The 15,960-nt window shown below is 45.3% G+C and carries 9 protein-coding genes and 1 pseudogene; 9 read left to right on the forward strand and 1 reads right to left on the reverse strand.

The features are described 5' to 3' along the window. From NWP21_RS04295 to NWP21_RS04320, 6 genes and pseudogenes are all read left to right on the forward strand, one after another. Positions 1-169: pseudogene (locus NWP21_RS04295) on the forward strand (photosystem II D2 protein (photosystem q(a) protein)); the annotation flags it as partial. 697 nt (positions 170-866) lie between these two features. Beyond that, positions 867-1,148 (forward strand): 4a-hydroxytetrahydrobiopterin dehydratase, encoded by a 282-nt coding sequence (locus tag NWP21_RS04300; protein ID WP_271764331.1) that lies wholly within the window; start codon positions 867-869, stop codon positions 1,146-1,148. A 359-nt stretch (positions 1,149-1,507) separates the two neighbouring features. After that, a complete protein-coding gene (locus tag NWP21_RS04305) occupies positions 1,508-3,280 on the forward strand; it encodes an iron uptake porin (RefSeq protein ID WP_280791740.1) in 1,773 nt (590 codons plus the stop codon). Positions 3,281-3,462: 182 nt separating this feature from the next. Next, a complete protein-coding gene (locus NWP21_RS04310; RefSeq protein ID WP_271733573.1) occupies positions 3,463-3,900 on the forward strand; it encodes an Rrf2 family transcriptional regulator in 438 nt (145 codons plus the stop codon). Between the two features lie 38 nt (positions 3,901-3,938). After that, a complete protein-coding gene (cysK, locus tag NWP21_RS04315) occupies positions 3,939-4,901 on the forward strand; it encodes a cysteine synthase A (RefSeq protein WP_280791741.1) in 963 nt (320 codons plus the stop codon). Positions 4,902-4,917: 16 nt separating this feature from the next. Continuing rightward, entirely contained in the window at positions 4,918-5,610 is a 693-nt protein-coding gene (locus tag NWP21_RS04320) for a J domain-containing protein (RefSeq protein WP_280791742.1), read from the forward strand. 213 nt (positions 5,611-5,823) lie between these two features. Here the strand turns inward: NWP21_RS04320 and NWP21_RS04325 are convergent, their stop codons facing one another. Continuing rightward, the gene (locus NWP21_RS04325; RefSeq protein ID WP_280791743.1) at positions 5,824-6,780 is read right to left on the reverse strand and encodes a ribonuclease Z; all 957 of its coding nucleotides are present in this window, start codon (positions 6,778-6,780) and stop codon (positions 5,824-5,826) included. 453 nt (positions 6,781-7,233) lie between these two features. On the opposite strand from NWP21_RS04325, the gene NWP21_RS04330 reads away from it, so the two are divergent. From NWP21_RS04330 to NWP21_RS04340, 3 genes are all read left to right on the forward strand, one after another. Beyond that, positions 7,234-8,382 carry a YbdK family carboxylate-amine ligase gene (locus NWP21_RS04330; RefSeq protein WP_280791744.1) on the forward strand — a complete coding sequence of 383 codons (1,149 nt, stop codon included), beginning with the start codon at positions 7,234-7,236 and terminating at the stop codon, positions 8,380-8,382. Positions 8,383-8,478: 96 nt separating this feature from the next. Beyond that, on the forward strand, positions 8,479-9,504 hold the full coding sequence (locus NWP21_RS04335; RefSeq protein WP_280791745.1) for an agmatinase family protein: 1,026 nt from the start codon (positions 8,479-8,481) through the stop codon (positions 9,502-9,504). Positions 9,505-10,227: 723 nt separating this feature from the next. Next, positions 10,228-15,960: esterase-like activity of phytase family protein (locus NWP21_RS04340; protein ID WP_280791746.1), on the forward strand; the 5,733-nt coding region annotated here is incomplete at its 3' end.

A 15,960-nucleotide genomic window follows, 5' to 3' on the forward strand; every position in this document is an offset into this window, starting at 1 on the left:
CTTCGTTTCCCAAGAATTGCGGGCAGCAGAAGACCCAGAGTTTGAAACTTTCTATACCAAAAACATTTTGCTGAACGAGGGTATCCGCGCTTGGATGGCTCCTCAAGATCAGCCTCACAAACAATTTGTATTCCCTGAGGAAGTTCTACCTCGCGGTAACGCACTCTAAAATAAAAACCTCATTCTCGATTTTTCATTCGGCCTCCGCTCACAAGCGGGGGTATTTTTTTTTTGGTCTAACTAAAATTCTGTGTTATATTGGGTGGAGGTTAACAACCCAGAGCCATATGCTCTGCCCTTTTGATACTAAGACCGCTTAGGCAACAAGGAGGTGATGCCCATGATCGAAAGTAGTATAACCATGGGTCATCAGGTTGCAGTTAGCCGGCTGTGCGCCGGGGCTGTTCTCTAAAAGTTAGCCTTAGTCACCTTGAGAGACTAAGTTAGCTCAAGTCACTAGGCTAAAGATCGGAGTTCCTTCCGGCAGTCTGGTTGCAACCTGAAGACCCACTAGACCGCTCTGATATTAGATCAACTGATCTAAATCAGAGCGGATAGTTTTTTATGGGTATTCTCAAATTTATCAATGGTTTTTGGCTCAATTGAATATAAAAATTACGTTACAGTTAGTTTGCACATTCATAGCAACTAAACCTGTTGATTATTCCTAGATACAGCACCTTTCACCGAACCTGAAGTACAGATTGAATGATAAAACTTTTGTGGTGTGGGCATCTTTCTTGCCCGCCCTTGTACCTACTCAGATGAAATGTGCTGTAATTGTGTTTTAGGAATCAAAGGGTAAAGTATCAGCAAAAGATAATTTAGTGCAAGTTGTAGGCAAAATGTAAACAGGATTTGTTCATATGGCACAATTACTAACTGAGGTAGAAATTCAGTCACAGTCCAGCCGTTTGTCAGGTTGGACAGTTACAGGTTCTAAATTGCAGACTACCCGCAAATTTAAAGATTTCATTGCGGCGATGGAATTTGTAAACAAGCTGGTAGAACCTGCTGAATCTTCCGGACATCATCCAGACATAGGAATCTCCTATAACAAAGTCAATATCACCTTGACAACACATGATGCAGGCGGCTTGACACAAAAGGATTTTGATTTAGCTGAGGTAATTTCTCAAATCAGTTAAAAGTTTTTTGCTCACAAGCTCTAATTATAGGTAATATCAATAGTTGAGACTAACGGGGAACATATAATTTCTCGGATCGTCTCATTTTTTTAGATATTGGTGAGAGTTAATGAGGCTATGGGCTAATATCTTGTCATATACTTCAGGTGCATTATAATGGTAGGCTATAGAGTTTTGTATTTGCCTTCTTTAATCACATTAATTTAAGGTTAATTTAAGTTTTGAATTAATAGGTTATTAGCTAGGTAAAAACTAAACTTTTGATAATAGCAACTGTATCTCATGAATACAAAAATTGTTTAATTCATGAGGTAAATGTAGCAACAATTATCTATACAAGGTGTGAGTGAAAAGCTAATATGTCTAATATGATATTGCGGAAGTCCCTGGTGGTTGGTCCGGCAGTTTTGGGCGCAAGTTTATTAGTTTCAGGAACAGGAATCGCAGCGCCAATTACTACGACTGAATTCTCTACAATTCCACAACCAGCGGCTACTGAGTTTTCTCCCGTAACTCAGGACAGTGGTGTTATTAACCAAGTTAATAACTACAGCAATGAAGGTGGAGAAAATACAATTCTCTCCCAAGTAACATCGGTTTCCGATTTTCATGAAGTAAAACCGACAGATTGGGCATTTCAAGCGTTGCAGTCCTTAGTTGAGCGCTACGGTTGTATTACAGGTTACCCAGATGGGACTTATCGCGGTAACCGGGTTTTAACTCGTTACGAATTTGCGGCTGGTTTAAACGCCTGTTTGGATAGGGTTAACGAGTTGATCGCCACAGCCACCGTTGACATGGCGACCAGACAAGACTTAGCTGTCTTAGAGCGGTTGCAAGAGGAATTTTCCGCCGAGTTGGCAACTATACGCGGTCGTGTAGATTCCCTAGAATGGCGCACTAGTGAGTTGGAAGCTAATCAGTTTTCTACTACTACCAAGCTAAGTGGTGAAGCAATTTTTGCTGTTACCGATACCTTTGGTGATCGAGTTGGCGATAATAACAACGGTGTTTTTCAAAACAGAGTCCGTTTAGGCTTACATAGCAGCTTCACCGGTCGGGATATTTTGACTACCAGTTTAGTATCTGGTAATTCTAATAACTTTGACCTAGGTAACGATGGACAACTCCCAGCGGGTGCAGATGGTTTACCGGCCATCGCCAAAAGCGGTGAAGGTATGCAAACATTTAACATTGGTAATAGTGGTGCTAACAATGTTGAGATAGATAGACTCACCTATCAAACTCCCCTCGGTCGCGGTCAAGTTTACCTTGCGGCTCATGGTGGTAAACATAGCCACTATGCACCTGTTAATAACCCTTACTTTGCTGATGGTACAGACGGGGGTAATGGTGCTTTAACTACTTTTGCTGCTCAAAGTCCTATTTATCGCATTGGTGGTGGTGCGGGTCTTGCTTATACCTTACCCCTTGGTGAAGGTGGCCCTAGCAATAGCTCAGTAACTGTAGGTTACTTGGGATCAGAACCTAATGATCCCAGTCTCGGTTCCGGTATATTCCAGGGTAACTATGGCGCTCTGGGACAGTTTAACATCAACCTTGGCGATCGCGTGGCACTAGCAGCTACCTATGTACGTGGGTATCACGGAACAGGTTCGGCTATCTTCGATAGTGGGTCTAATGCCAAACTTGATCCTTTTGGTGCGAGTCCTTCGCCTCGACCCATTGTTGGTACTACTGTAGCAAACTATGGTGGTATTAACAACCAAACAGGCGATCGCAGCCCCTTTTCCACTCAGTCTTACGGTGCTTCCGCCGCCTTCAGACCCAGTGAAAAGTTATCCATCAGTGGTTTTGTGTCCTATACTGATGTCGAAGGCTCTGGTGATAACGACAACAGCGAAATTTGGAGTTATGGAGCTGGGATAGCCTTACCTGACTTCGGGAGAAGAGGTAACGTTTTGGGGATCTTCGCCGGTGCTCAACCCCACGCATTTGATAGAGTGCAAGGCTTAGACAAAATTCCATACCAAGTTGAGGGCTTCTACAAGCATCGCATTTCTGATCACATCTCAGTCACTCCCGGAGTGATTTGGATGACCAACTCTGCACAGAACGGTAACAACGAAGATGTATTTATCGGTACTGTCAGAACCACCTTCAATTTCTAGAAACTGGTAAATCTGCTCAAAATTTCCTCCTTAATTAATTGCGCCCCGCCATCACCCGGGGCTTTTTCTTGTCCCTGAAATTAAAGAGCAAACCCCAGTGGAGAACCGGAGTATACTAGAAAAAGTTAAGAGTCATTACTCTATTTAACTTTTTCTTGACCCCTTACTCATAATTACTGCTTGTGGAACTATCATGTAAATCTGAATACGCCATTCTCGCCCTCATCGAGATGGCAACTCATTATCAAAGCGGTGAACCGATGCAAATTCGCCAAATCGCAGCCCAACAGAGCATCCCCGACCGCTATTTGGAGCAGTTACTGGCGACTTTGAGACGGGGGGGTATAGTTAAGAGTCAACGTGGTTCCAAAGGTGGCTATTTTCTGACGCGGGAACCTTGGAAAATTACAGTTTTCGATGTTTTACAATGTTTGGAAGGGTTAGATATACGGACTTGTGAAGAAGACAGCAATCCTAAAAGTATAGATACTGCTGTGATTAAAGACATCTGGCAGGAAGCTTGTCAAGCGGCAAACTTAGTGTTACAAAACTACACAATTCAGGATCTTTGTGAAAAAAGGGATTCCCGTCGGCAATTGGATATTATGTACTACATTTAGTTTTCACAGATAAATAAATAGGGAAATTAGCAATAATTATGAAAATAGCCCGTAACATTACAGAATTAGTTGGTCGCACACCCCTAGTACAGCTGAACCGTATCCCCCAAGCGGAGGGATGTGTCGCCCAAATATTGGTGAAACTCGAAAGTATGAACCCCTCATCCTCAGTCAAAGACCGCATTGGGGTGAGTATGATTAACGCGGCCGAAGCAGAAGGCTTGATTACTCCGGGAAAGACCTTATTGGTAGAACCCACATCAGGAAATACAGGTATTGCTCTAGCTATGGCCGCAGCAGCTAAGGGTTATCGGTTAATTTTAACTATGCCAGAAACCATGAGCGGGGAACGGCGGGCGATGTTGCGGGCTTATGGGGCAGAATTAGAACTAACACCGGGAATTGAGGGTATGAGTGGCGCAATTCGCCGCGCCCAGGAAATAGTTGATACTACCCCACATACTTATATGTTGCAGCAGTTCCGCAATCCCGCCAATGCCAAAATACATCGGGAAACTACAGCTGAGGAAATCTGGTCAGATACCGATGGGCAGGTAGATATGATTGTGGCTGGTGTGGGTACAGGTGGTACAATCACCGGTGTGGCGGAAATTCTCAAAGCCCGAAAACCCAGTTTTCAGGCCATCGCCGTGGAACCAACCAATAGCCCAGTATTATCAGGAGGAAGACCAGGCCCCCATAAAATCCAAGGAATTGGTGCTGGGTTTATCCCTCAAGTTCTGAAAGTACAACTGATTGACGAGGTAGTTACCGTTACTGATGACGATGCGATCGCCTATGGTCGCCGTTTAGCCAGAGAGGAAGGGCTACTGTCAGGTATATCTACCGGTGCCGCTTTATGTGCAGCCATTCGGGTAGCACAACGAAAAGAGAATCAAGGGCGCTTAATAGTCATGATTCAGCCTAGTTTTGGAGAAAGATATTTAAGTACACCTTTGTTCCAAGACTTGGAAGCTAAAGTAGCCACTAGCATCAGCTAAATGTTACATTAAATTCATGGTCGATTCCAAACAAGTTTATAACCATTACGAAACTCTCAAAGTAAATGCCAATGCTACCCAAGCGGAGATTAAGCAATCTTATCGCCGCTTGGTGAAGTTGTTTCATCCGGACAGTAATCAGGAAACAGCAGATAAAGAGCAGATTATTCGCATCAATGCAGCCTATGAGGTCTTAAGAGACAGTCAAAATCGCCGTCAGTATGACCAACAACTGCAAGACAATTCGGAAAAATTAAATGGTCAGTATCAACAACGGCCAGGTCAACAACGTTACCAAACCACTAGACCAACGGGACGAGATGCTGATGAACAGGTTGAGGAATGGCTACGCTTGGTTTATCAACCAGTCAATGAACTGCTTGATCGGATTCTCTATTCTCTAGAAGATCAAGTTGAGGAACTAGCGGCGGATCCTTTTGATGATCAGTTATTAGAGGAATTTGCAGAATACTTAAACACCTGTCGAGAAGACCTGAAGCAAGCCCAAGTTATTTTTCGTTCCCTACCAAATCCCCCCAGTTTAGCTAAAAGGGCGGCTTATTTATACCACAGTCTGGGTCAAGTAGGAGATGGTATAGAAGAGTTAGCGTATTTTCCCTTAAGCTATGATGAGCGTTATCTGCACACAGGACAAGAATTATTCCGTATAGCTGCTAGATTACACAACGAGGTACAAGATTTCTGTTGAGAAAGTCCTAATTGACAAGGTGATTGGGCTTTACACATTGCTCAAGGCGATCGCCTTGAGCAGCCTTCAATAGGTAAAATCTTCCAGTAAAACCTAAAGTAGCCGTACAACCTCATAATAGGTCGAGGCGGGTGGGACTGTTTGAACCGGTCAAAGCCGCTTTGGGACACAACAGTATGGCTACTGGGCGCCAGCTATCGGAATCCACATTTTTCAAAGCGTGCAGACTTCAACAGACTCCCTTCTCCTGGGTACACTGTAAGTCATGAAATCATAAGCCATATGTGTATTAGGAAAAATTGCCCTGGCTTCATTGAGTAAATCTTTTAATTCAATGCTGTTACCGGGAGCATATCGGGGACTAAAATGAGTCATAATCAACCGGTGCGCCCCACCCATTAAAGCTGTCTGCGCCGCCATGGTGCTGGTAGAATGCAATCGCTCAAAAGCTAAATCTGCATCTTGATGGGCAAAGGTAGCCTCATGAATCAACACATCTGCATCTTGTGCTAATTCTACCGCACCATCAGCATAAATTGTATCTGTACAATAAGCTATTTTGCGCCCGATTTCTGTAGGTCCACATAATTCTGTACCCTTAATTACTCTTCCGTCGCTGAGTGTGACTATTTCACCGCGCTTGAGTTGACCGTAAACCGGACCTGGGGGAATTTGTAAGGCTTTGGCTTTGTCTATATCAAAGGTTCCTGGGCGGTCTTTTTCCGAAACCCGGTAACCAAATGCTGTAATGCGGTGATGTAAAGGGCTACACCTGACGGTAAAATCATTATCTTCATAAATAATTCCCGGACGCACCACATGAACCTTGATAGGATAAGAAAAATGTGTATGTGAGTAACGCGTAGCAGCTTGGATATATTCATTTAATCCCGGTGGTCCGTAGATATCAACTCGTTGCACATTCCCACCTAACCCGCAACTAGCCAAAAGTCCCATTAAGCCAAAAATATGATCACCGTGCAGATGGGTGATAAAAATTCGGGATATTTGACTCATTTTCAGGTCACTCCGCAAAATTTGATGCTGAGTCCCTTCGCCACAGTCGAACAACCATAGTTCTGCCCTTTGGGGTAATCTTAGCGCTATGCTCGAAACATTGCGCGATCGCGTAGGTACACCAGAACTCGTCCCTAAAAAAGTAATCTGCACTGTGTTTTTTAGCCTTCCTTTGACTAAACTGTTTACTTTCTATCTTGGCACGGTTTTTGAGAAAAACACCTAGCTGCGTATATGCACTCTATTATGTGGAAATAATGGTAACAATGTCTATATCTGGGGATAATTTAAGTTGCAGTTTAGTCCCCTAGCCATTGGTATCAACAGCGTTGCACTCAAACCCCTTCCCTGTGCGACTGCAGCGCCCAGTGACCAAAATCCTCCCCTTCAAGAAGTGAATTACCAAGATGGTAAACCCAGTTTAACCCAGTTTCGGGTAATCGCAAGATCAGGGAACCACACACCCATTGAATTTATACTCCTTACATCCTTTGGGTAGAAAGAGGGTCAGGGGAAGTGTCAACACCTTTAAAGTAGAAGTCACCCAACACAAAAAGTCATTAAACTAGTATGTCACGCCAGATGTACTAGTCAGAGGAAGATGGGATGACAGATTTAGAATTTAAAAGTTCTTCTGAATTCTCTCTCGGTATGGAAATTGAGTTACAATTGCTCAATCCCCAAACCCTACAATTGGTAGATGGGATTTTACCTTTGTTGGCACACATCCCCAAAAATTCTTGCATCCAGCCAGAGTTTCAGCAAGCCTCTGTTGAAATTAGTTCCAGAGTGTGCCTCAATATCCATGAGTTAGAAACTGATATTTTGGCTATTCTTTCTCACCTTAAGCTGCAATGCCAGAATCTGGGGATGAATATCTGTACTTCTGGTACTCATCCATTTTGCGATCGCTTTACCAATGTTACACCCACTCCCAGGTATCTCGCCCAACAAGCCGCATCGGGCTATCTCGCAGATATGATGATGACCTTTGCTCTCCAAGTTCATGTGGGAATGCCATCCGGTGATGTAGCTGTAGATATCATGGGTAAGCTCCAACCTTATCTCCCCATTTTACTGGCCTTGTCTGCTAGTTCACCTTTTTGGTGGGGTCGTGATACTGGCTTTGCTTCTTATCGTCACCGCTTCCTATCATCATCGAGAACCTATGGTACTCCTGGGTTGTTTCCCACCTGGAAAGATTTTTGTCAATTCTTTATTAGCTCCCAAAACGCCGGAATGTTTCAGATTATCCGGGACATTCACTGGGATTTACGACCCCAGCCAGAGTTGGGAACTTTAGAAATCAGAGTCATGGATGCTCAACCAACGGTAAAAGAGTCCATCATCCTGGCTGCCCTTATCCACTCCCTCGTATTATACCTCTACCACTACCCCCAAGGCAAACACACAGGATTTTTGTTGTCCCCCCTACCTTGGTTAATGGAAAAAGAAAATTTTTTCCGAGCGTCTCGCTGGGGTTTAGATGCAAATTACATCGAAAATGAGCAAGGTGGCACTAGACCCATAGGCGATATAATTCGGGATATATTAGATGCGATCGCCCCCACTGCTGACAATTTGGGAGCAAGTTCATACTTGCAACTACTCGCGCAAAGATTAGAAACCGGCGCTAGTTATACCCGTCAGCGACGAGTCTTTGAAAATACAGGTTCTTTAAAAGCTGTAGTTGCTTCTTTGGTGAAAGAACTAGAAGAGGAATTAACAACCTCATCCACAGATGTATACCCATAGAGGCTTATATGTAGGTACACAGATGAGATCAATACTTTTGAGTTACAATATCTTCGTAAAATATCACAGCTTACCCGTGGGTGTAAAACCAAGACAATGAATATTCAACAGCCAGACTACAATCCCAGTGGAGTAGGTGAAATTAATGGTAACATCTTTGGGTTGCCATCGGACTATGAGTCTGCTAACTTAATTATCATTCCTGTACCCTGGGAAGTGACCGTATCCTATGGTGCTGGTACAGCCAAAGGACCACAACAGATTCTTGATGCTTCTGTACAAGTAGATTTATTCGATTTAGATCGTCCTCATGGGTGGAAACAAGGAATTTTCATGATGGAAATTCCTCCGGATATTTTCCAAAAAAATGAATATTATCGTACCTTGGCAGCTAAAATCATTGAACGACTAGCACAAGGTCAACCACTGACAAATACACCCGATTTAACTCCCGTCCTCACAGAAATTAATCAAGCAGGGAAACAACTCAATCAATGGTTATTCACCCAGTGTCAAACAGCAATGAACCAGGGTAAGCGGGTTGCAGTTATTGGTGGTGATCATAGTGTACCTTTAGGTTACTTCCAAGCCTTAGCTACCAAGTATCCCAAGTACGGCATTTTACATATTGATGCTCATGCAGATTTACGCGATGCTTATGAGGGTTTTGAATTTTCCCATGCTTCTATCATGTTTAACGCCCTGAGAATACCGCAAATATCTAAACTAGTGCAGGTAGGGTTGCGTGACATTTCCCATGAGGAAGTGAACATAATTGACCAATCTCATCGGCGGATTATCCCTTATTACGATCGCATTATTAAACAAAAACTTTACGCCGGTAACACTTGGCTTGATTTATGTCGAGAAATCATCAGTCATTTACCAGAACAAGTTTATATTAGCTTTGATGTGGACGGACTTGACCCTAAACTTTGCCCAAATACAGGTACACCTGTTCCCGGAGGATTAGAATTAGAGCAAACCTTTTATTTATTCCGGGAATTAGTCAGAAGCGGTAGACAAATTATCGGTTTTGATGTCTGCGAAGTTGGTAATGCGCAGTGGGATGGTAACGTCGGGGCGCGAATCATTTACAAACTGGCCAATTTAATAAACTAGAGATCGCATTGCTAGTCGTCATTGGAATTCCCAGGATCATCACAGCCTCAACTACGGTTTTCGGGTATTGTGCACTCCTAAGATTTAGTATTCCTCCACACTTTTCCTCCCCCATTAGGTGGTTATTTTTTTGACAAAATACATCAATATTTGTAATATATCACAGGCCAAGGGATTCTGGGAATAACTGTAAACAAGATTATCCGACTATGGAACCGTAGCCACCCAAGCTATGATTTGATGTCTGCAAAGTCGGTAATCCCCAGTGGGATGATAACCTGGTGCAAATTCAATACTTTTAATCTTTATTAATTCTTGGATAATCAATTCTTAACTTTGGGAGTGCACTATATACCCGTGGTTATAGCCTCTGGATGATTCATGAACAACTTTAGAATAAGAGTTTCCCTATCCCCAACATCTTACCCTCCCTGAGTTAGTGAGAATCAAATGGGATTGCCACATTACGCATATTCTCATGGGGGGAATATTAGTCCTTTGGGGGGCGGAACACTGAGCCATCCCACCTTAGCCATGAGAATCACCAAAGTCTCATAACGCCGATAGCGAAAGCGTAGCAGTTGGTTCCATAGTGGGTTTGACTTTCACCTATTGAGATTAATAGGGTTTCTCACACCGAATTTAAACAGACCTATGGCTACGCACAGCGGTAGCTATCGCGGATCGCCCAACTCTATTATACCTCTTTGTTCTCAACTTATTATGTCTCAACTACAACTCAATCTGCTTGGAACCTATGCGACTAATATTTTTAATCGTAGTGCTGCAGAAATTGTCGTCCATGACCCCCAGACTCAAAGGCTATTCATAGTCAACGCCAGCGCACCAGCAGTAGAGGTGCTAGATATTAGCAACCCCAGTAATCCCACTAAGCTATTTGAAATTGACCCATCTGTATATGGTGCCACAGCTAATAGTGTCGCCGTCTCTAATGGTATCGTCGCAGTAGCTATTGATAACCCCGTCATCACTGAACCAGGTAAAGTAGTATTCTTCGACACTAATGGTCAATTCCTCAGCGCCGTCACCGTGGGAGCCTTACCGGATATGCTCCTATTTACCCCCGACGGCACTAAAGTATTAGTAGCCAATGAAGGGGAACCCAACGCAGACTATACCATTGACCCAGAGGGGTCTGTTAGTATTATTGATATTTCCGGGGGAGTCGCAAACCTTACCCAAGATAATGTCATCACCGCCGACTTCACAGCTTTTAATGATCAACGGGATGCTTTAATCGCCGCCGGTGTGCGGATTTTTGGACCAAACGCCACCGTCGCCCAAGACCTGGAACCAGAGTATATTGCTATCTCTGGGGACTCTCGCACCGCCTATGTAGCCTTACAAGAAAATAACGCGATCGCCGTCCTAGATATCCCCTCCGGGACATTCACCAATATCATCCCCCAGGGTTACAAACCCCACGGAGCAGAAATATTCACCTTTGACCGCACCACCTTACCCCCCTTCAATGGGACAACAACAGTAGAACCGGCGAGCAGTGGGGAAATCTTGTTAGGTGGGTTAGGTGGAATCTTCTTTGAAGGATTTACCGACACCGGGAAATTACAGTTGATCGGGGTACCAGACCGCAATCCCTCCAGTACCCGCGACACCACAGGGGATGGTAGAACTGATGCTCGCGTCTTTCCCTTTGCTGATGCACCGACGGAAATTGTCCGCTTTGAGCTAGACCGCAACAACCGTAAAATCACAGTTACCGAACGTGTACAATTGTTCCGGGAAGATGGTATAACCCCAGTTACCCGCTTACCCAATATCCAGGGGGATGACGATGGTCTCACCCCCATCGCCCCCGACGGAACCCTACTAGAATTTGACCCCTACGGCGCGGATTTTGAAGGATTCCTCCGCACCCCCGATGGTAGTTACTGGTTAGTAGACGAATATCGCCCCGCCATTTACCACTTCAACCCCCTGGGGATTTTAATTAACCGCTTTGTAGCCGAGGGCACAGCAGAACGAGCAGGACAACCGGTAGGAACCTTTGGTTTAGAAGTTCTCCCCCCTGAATATCTAAAACGCCGCGATAATAGAGGCTTTGAAGGTATAGCTTACCAAGATGGCAAGATTTTCGCCTTTACCCAGAGTCCCTTAAATAACCCCAGTTCTCGTAACTCCCAAGTAATTCGGATTTTAGAACTGGATATAGCCACATCTACAACCACCGGTGAATATCTCTATCAATTAGTAGGGGGTCAAAGCGATAAAATCGGCGATGCGGTCTCCCTAGGAGAGGGTACGGGTGAGTTCTTGGTAATTGAGCGAGACTCCGATCCCGGGCGTGATTCCATTAAAAATGTGTTCCGGATTACCTTAGAAGGTGCTACTAATCTGAGAACTGTAGACCCAGCTATATTACCAGCAGGTGCTACCTTTGATAGTTTACCAGTATCCCAACTACAGGCTTTAGGGATTAACCCAGTGGGGAAAACCCTAGAGGTGGATTTAGCCAAGATCGGTTATGACTTTGTGGATAAACCCGAGGGATTGGCTTTAATTGATGCTCACACCATCGCGGTACTCAATGATAATGACTTTGAAACAGTCTATCCCCTGGCTTTGGGGTTGATTGATTTACGCAGTGTGAATAATCCTTTGGATGTGAGCGATCGCGATGGGGCGATTAACATCACCAATTACCCCAACCTGTTCGGGATGTATCAACCCGATGCGATCGCCCTCTACGAAATCAACGGACAGACTTACATCGTCACAGCAAACGAAGGAGACGCCCGAGATTACCGCGGCTTTGCTGAAGAAGCCAGAGTCAAAGACCTCATACTTGACCGGGATAGTTTCCCCAACGCACGGGAACTACAACGAGATCAGAACCTAGGTCGCCTCACAGTCACTACTGCTAATGGTATCAGTGATGGGATTTTCTTTAGATCCACCCTCACCGGCGCCCAGGAAGTCACCCCAGTCACCACTCCCGCTAGAGGGAACGCAGTATTAAAACTCAACGATGACCGTACAGCTTTGAGTTATGAACTGACCATTACCGGGTTAGACTTCGGTCCAGTGTTAGGCTTAAGTCCCCAAACCCCCGACCCTAGTGATGATGTAACCATGTTACATTTCCATCAAGCACTCCGGGGCGCAAATGGTCCAGTGGTGTTTGGTATTTTAAACCCCGACCAAGACCCAGACCTGAGCTTTAGCTTTAACGCCGATGGTTCCACCACACTTAACGGGATTTGGAGAGAAAGCGACCCAGCTACCAAAGCACTGAGTGAATTTGTCCCCACCCTACTCAATGCCAATATTGGCGATGAAGTAGACTTATACTTTAACGTCCACACTGTAGGTAACCGCTCCGGGGAGATTCGCGGACAACTCACTTCCACCCTGGCATACAATGAGCTATATGTGTTTGGCGGTCGCTCCTTTAGCATCTGGGATACCGAAGGTAATTTAGCTTACGACAGTGGGGCAGAATTTGAAGAATTTATTGCCGAACGCTTCCCAGACCACTTCAACTCTAACCACAGTACCACGGATTTTGATACCCGCAGCGACAACAAAGGACCCGAACCAGAGGGAGTAGCTATTGGGGAGATTGATGGGCGGATTTATGCTTTCATCGGTCAAGAGCGGTTTGGCGGTGTATTTACCTATGACATTACTAACCCCGCCGAGGCCTTCTTCGTAAATTACGTTAACAACCGTGATGTTAGCCTGGCTTCTAACTCTGGTCTGGCGGGGGATTTGGGGGCTGAGGGGATAATTTTCATCCCCGCCGCCGATAGTCCCAATGGGGAACCTTTGGTAGTAGTCGCCAATGAAGTCAGTGGTACTACTTCTTTATTTAGCGTTACCCCACCGCCTTTTACCCTCCAACTGTTCCACTTTGCAGACCAAGAGGCGGGTGCTTCGGCCTTTACAGATATTCCCCGGTTATCAGCTGTACTCAATGCTCTCAAAGCCGAGGATTTAGACAATGATGGTATACCAGGTTTCCCCAATACCCTTGTTCTCTCTTCCGGTGATGCTTATATACCCGGTCTATTCTTCAATGCTTCCCAGATAGTCTACGGTGGTTTAGGACGGGGTGACATTCTCATTCAGAATGCTTTAGGAGTCCAGGCTATTGCTCTTGGTAATCATGAATTTGATGCAGGGACGGGGGTACTCAGAGATTTAATCGCTGGGGATAATGCAAGCTTCCCCGGAACCGCCTTCCCTTACCTGAGTTCTAACTTAGATTTTAGCACCGATCCTAACCTGGCTGACCTAGTAGTTGCTGATGCCCAAGCCCCCCTACCTAACAGTATTGCGGCTAGTGTAGTCTTTGATGTCAACGGGGAAAAAATCGGGGTGGTGGGAAGCACAACGCCCACACTGCGGATTATTTCTAATCCGGGGGGTGTGACAGTTACACCCCAACCTTTTGATGTCAATCCCACTCCGTCCCAGTTGGATGCTTTAGCAGCGGAAATTCAATCTGATGTGGATGTGCTGTTAGCAACTAACCCAGATGTGGACAAAGTAATTTTGCTGGCCCATATGCAGCAGCTAGGGATTGAGTTGGAATTGGCGACCCGGTTGCGGTCTGTAGATATTATCGTAACTGGTGGGTCGAATACACGGTTAGTCGATGAGAATGACCGTCTGCGGGTGGGGGACACCGAACAAGGAAATTACCCCCTATTCACAACTGATGCTGATGGAAACCCCGTAGCTGTGGTGAGTACTGATGGTAATTATAAGTACCTTGGTCGCTTGGTGGTTGACTTTGACCATAATGGGGTGATTATTCCAGATAGCTATAACCCAAATGTAGGGGGGTCCTATGCTACGGATGCTCAGGGAGTCGCTGACCTGGGAGGTTTAGTTAACCCGGAAATTCAAGCAATTGTGGATAGTTTGCAAGATGTAGTAGTACAGCAGGAAAGTAATTTCTTTGGGGTTAGTTCTGTTTATCTGAATGGCGATCGCAATAGTGTCAGAAGACAGGAAACTAATTTAGGGAACCTGACCGCTGATGCTAATTTGGCGATCGCCCGGGATTTTGACCCAGATGTAGTGATTTCTTTCAAAAATGGCGGCGGGATTCGTAACAGTATTGGGCGAGTGGTCGTACCTACCGGTGCTGGGATGTTTGTCACTTTACCTAATGAGGCGGTAATAGATGGTAATGGTAATATTGTCAAACCTGAGGGCGGTGTTTCTCAGAATGACATTGCTAACGCCCTGAGTTTTAATAATGGCTTAACTTTAGTCACACTCACCGCTGCCCAACTGTTAGCTATAGCAGAACACGGTGTCGCCTCTATCACATCAAATGATACTACCTCCCCCGGCAGCTTCCCCCAAATATCCGGATTCTCTTTTAGTTTCGATTTGACTAGGGAACCTGGTGACCGGGTGAGGTCTTTAGCCATTGAGGATGAAACCGGGAAAGATTTGGATGTCGTAGTTAGAGCAGGGGAAGTTGTCGGCGACCCTAACCGCACTTTCCGCATGGTGACCCTCAACTTTTTAGCTGGTGGGGGTGATGGTTATCCTTTCCCCCAAGGTGAGAGTGCTAACCAACTGGTTTTAGCAGGGGATGCTGGTGTTCCCCCCACTGGTAATGCTACTTTTGCACCTGATGGTACAGAGCAAGACGCCTTAGCAGAATACCTATTCCGCAATTTCTTGACTACTCCCTTTGGTCAAGCAGATACCTCCCGGGACTTGGATACCAGATTGCAAAACTTAGCTTTCCGAACCGATACTGTCATTGACCCAGTGTCAGAACTTGTCAGTGTAATTAATGGTTCCCCTAGTGCAGATGACTTGATTTTAACCAGTACCCAATCAGGTATTACGGTGTTTACCGGGGATGGAGATGACCAGGTAGATGGAAGTCAATCTGTTAGTAGTGCAATATATGGCGGAACGGGTAACGATACTATCTTGGTGGGTAGTGACAGCTACGCCAGTGGTGGCGATGGGGACGACACCTTAATGATTGGTGCTCAAGGACCTGCTAGGGGTAGCGTTTTAGATGGCGGTCGGGGTCAAGATACCTTGATGGTTGTGGAAGCCGATGGCGGGAATATCCTCCTGGGTGGGGCTGACCATGACACCTTACAGGTAGCAGAAGGACGGGGACAAATGCTGTTTGGTGGTTCCGCTCCGGATGTGCTGCGCTCTAGTCCAGATGGTCATAATCGCCTCTATGGTGGTTCCGGTGATGACCAACTGTTTTCTACCGTGGGCGATCGCCTGTTTGGTGGCGATGGTAATGACAGCCTCTACGCCGGACAGGGTGGTAACAATTTCCTCTGGGGCGGTCAAGGTGCAGATAACTTCTGGTTAGTAGTTGGCGGTTCCCTACCCGATGTACCCAATGTCCTCAAAGACTTTGAATTAGGTATAGACCGCATCGGTATGGGTGGTATTACCGCCAACCAAGTTAGTTTA

Source organism: Anabaenopsis sp. FSS-46, from assembly GCF_029891665.1.
Taxonomy (GTDB): domain Bacteria; phylum Cyanobacteriota; class Cyanobacteriia; order Cyanobacteriales; family Nostocaceae; genus Anabaenopsis; species Anabaenopsis arnoldii.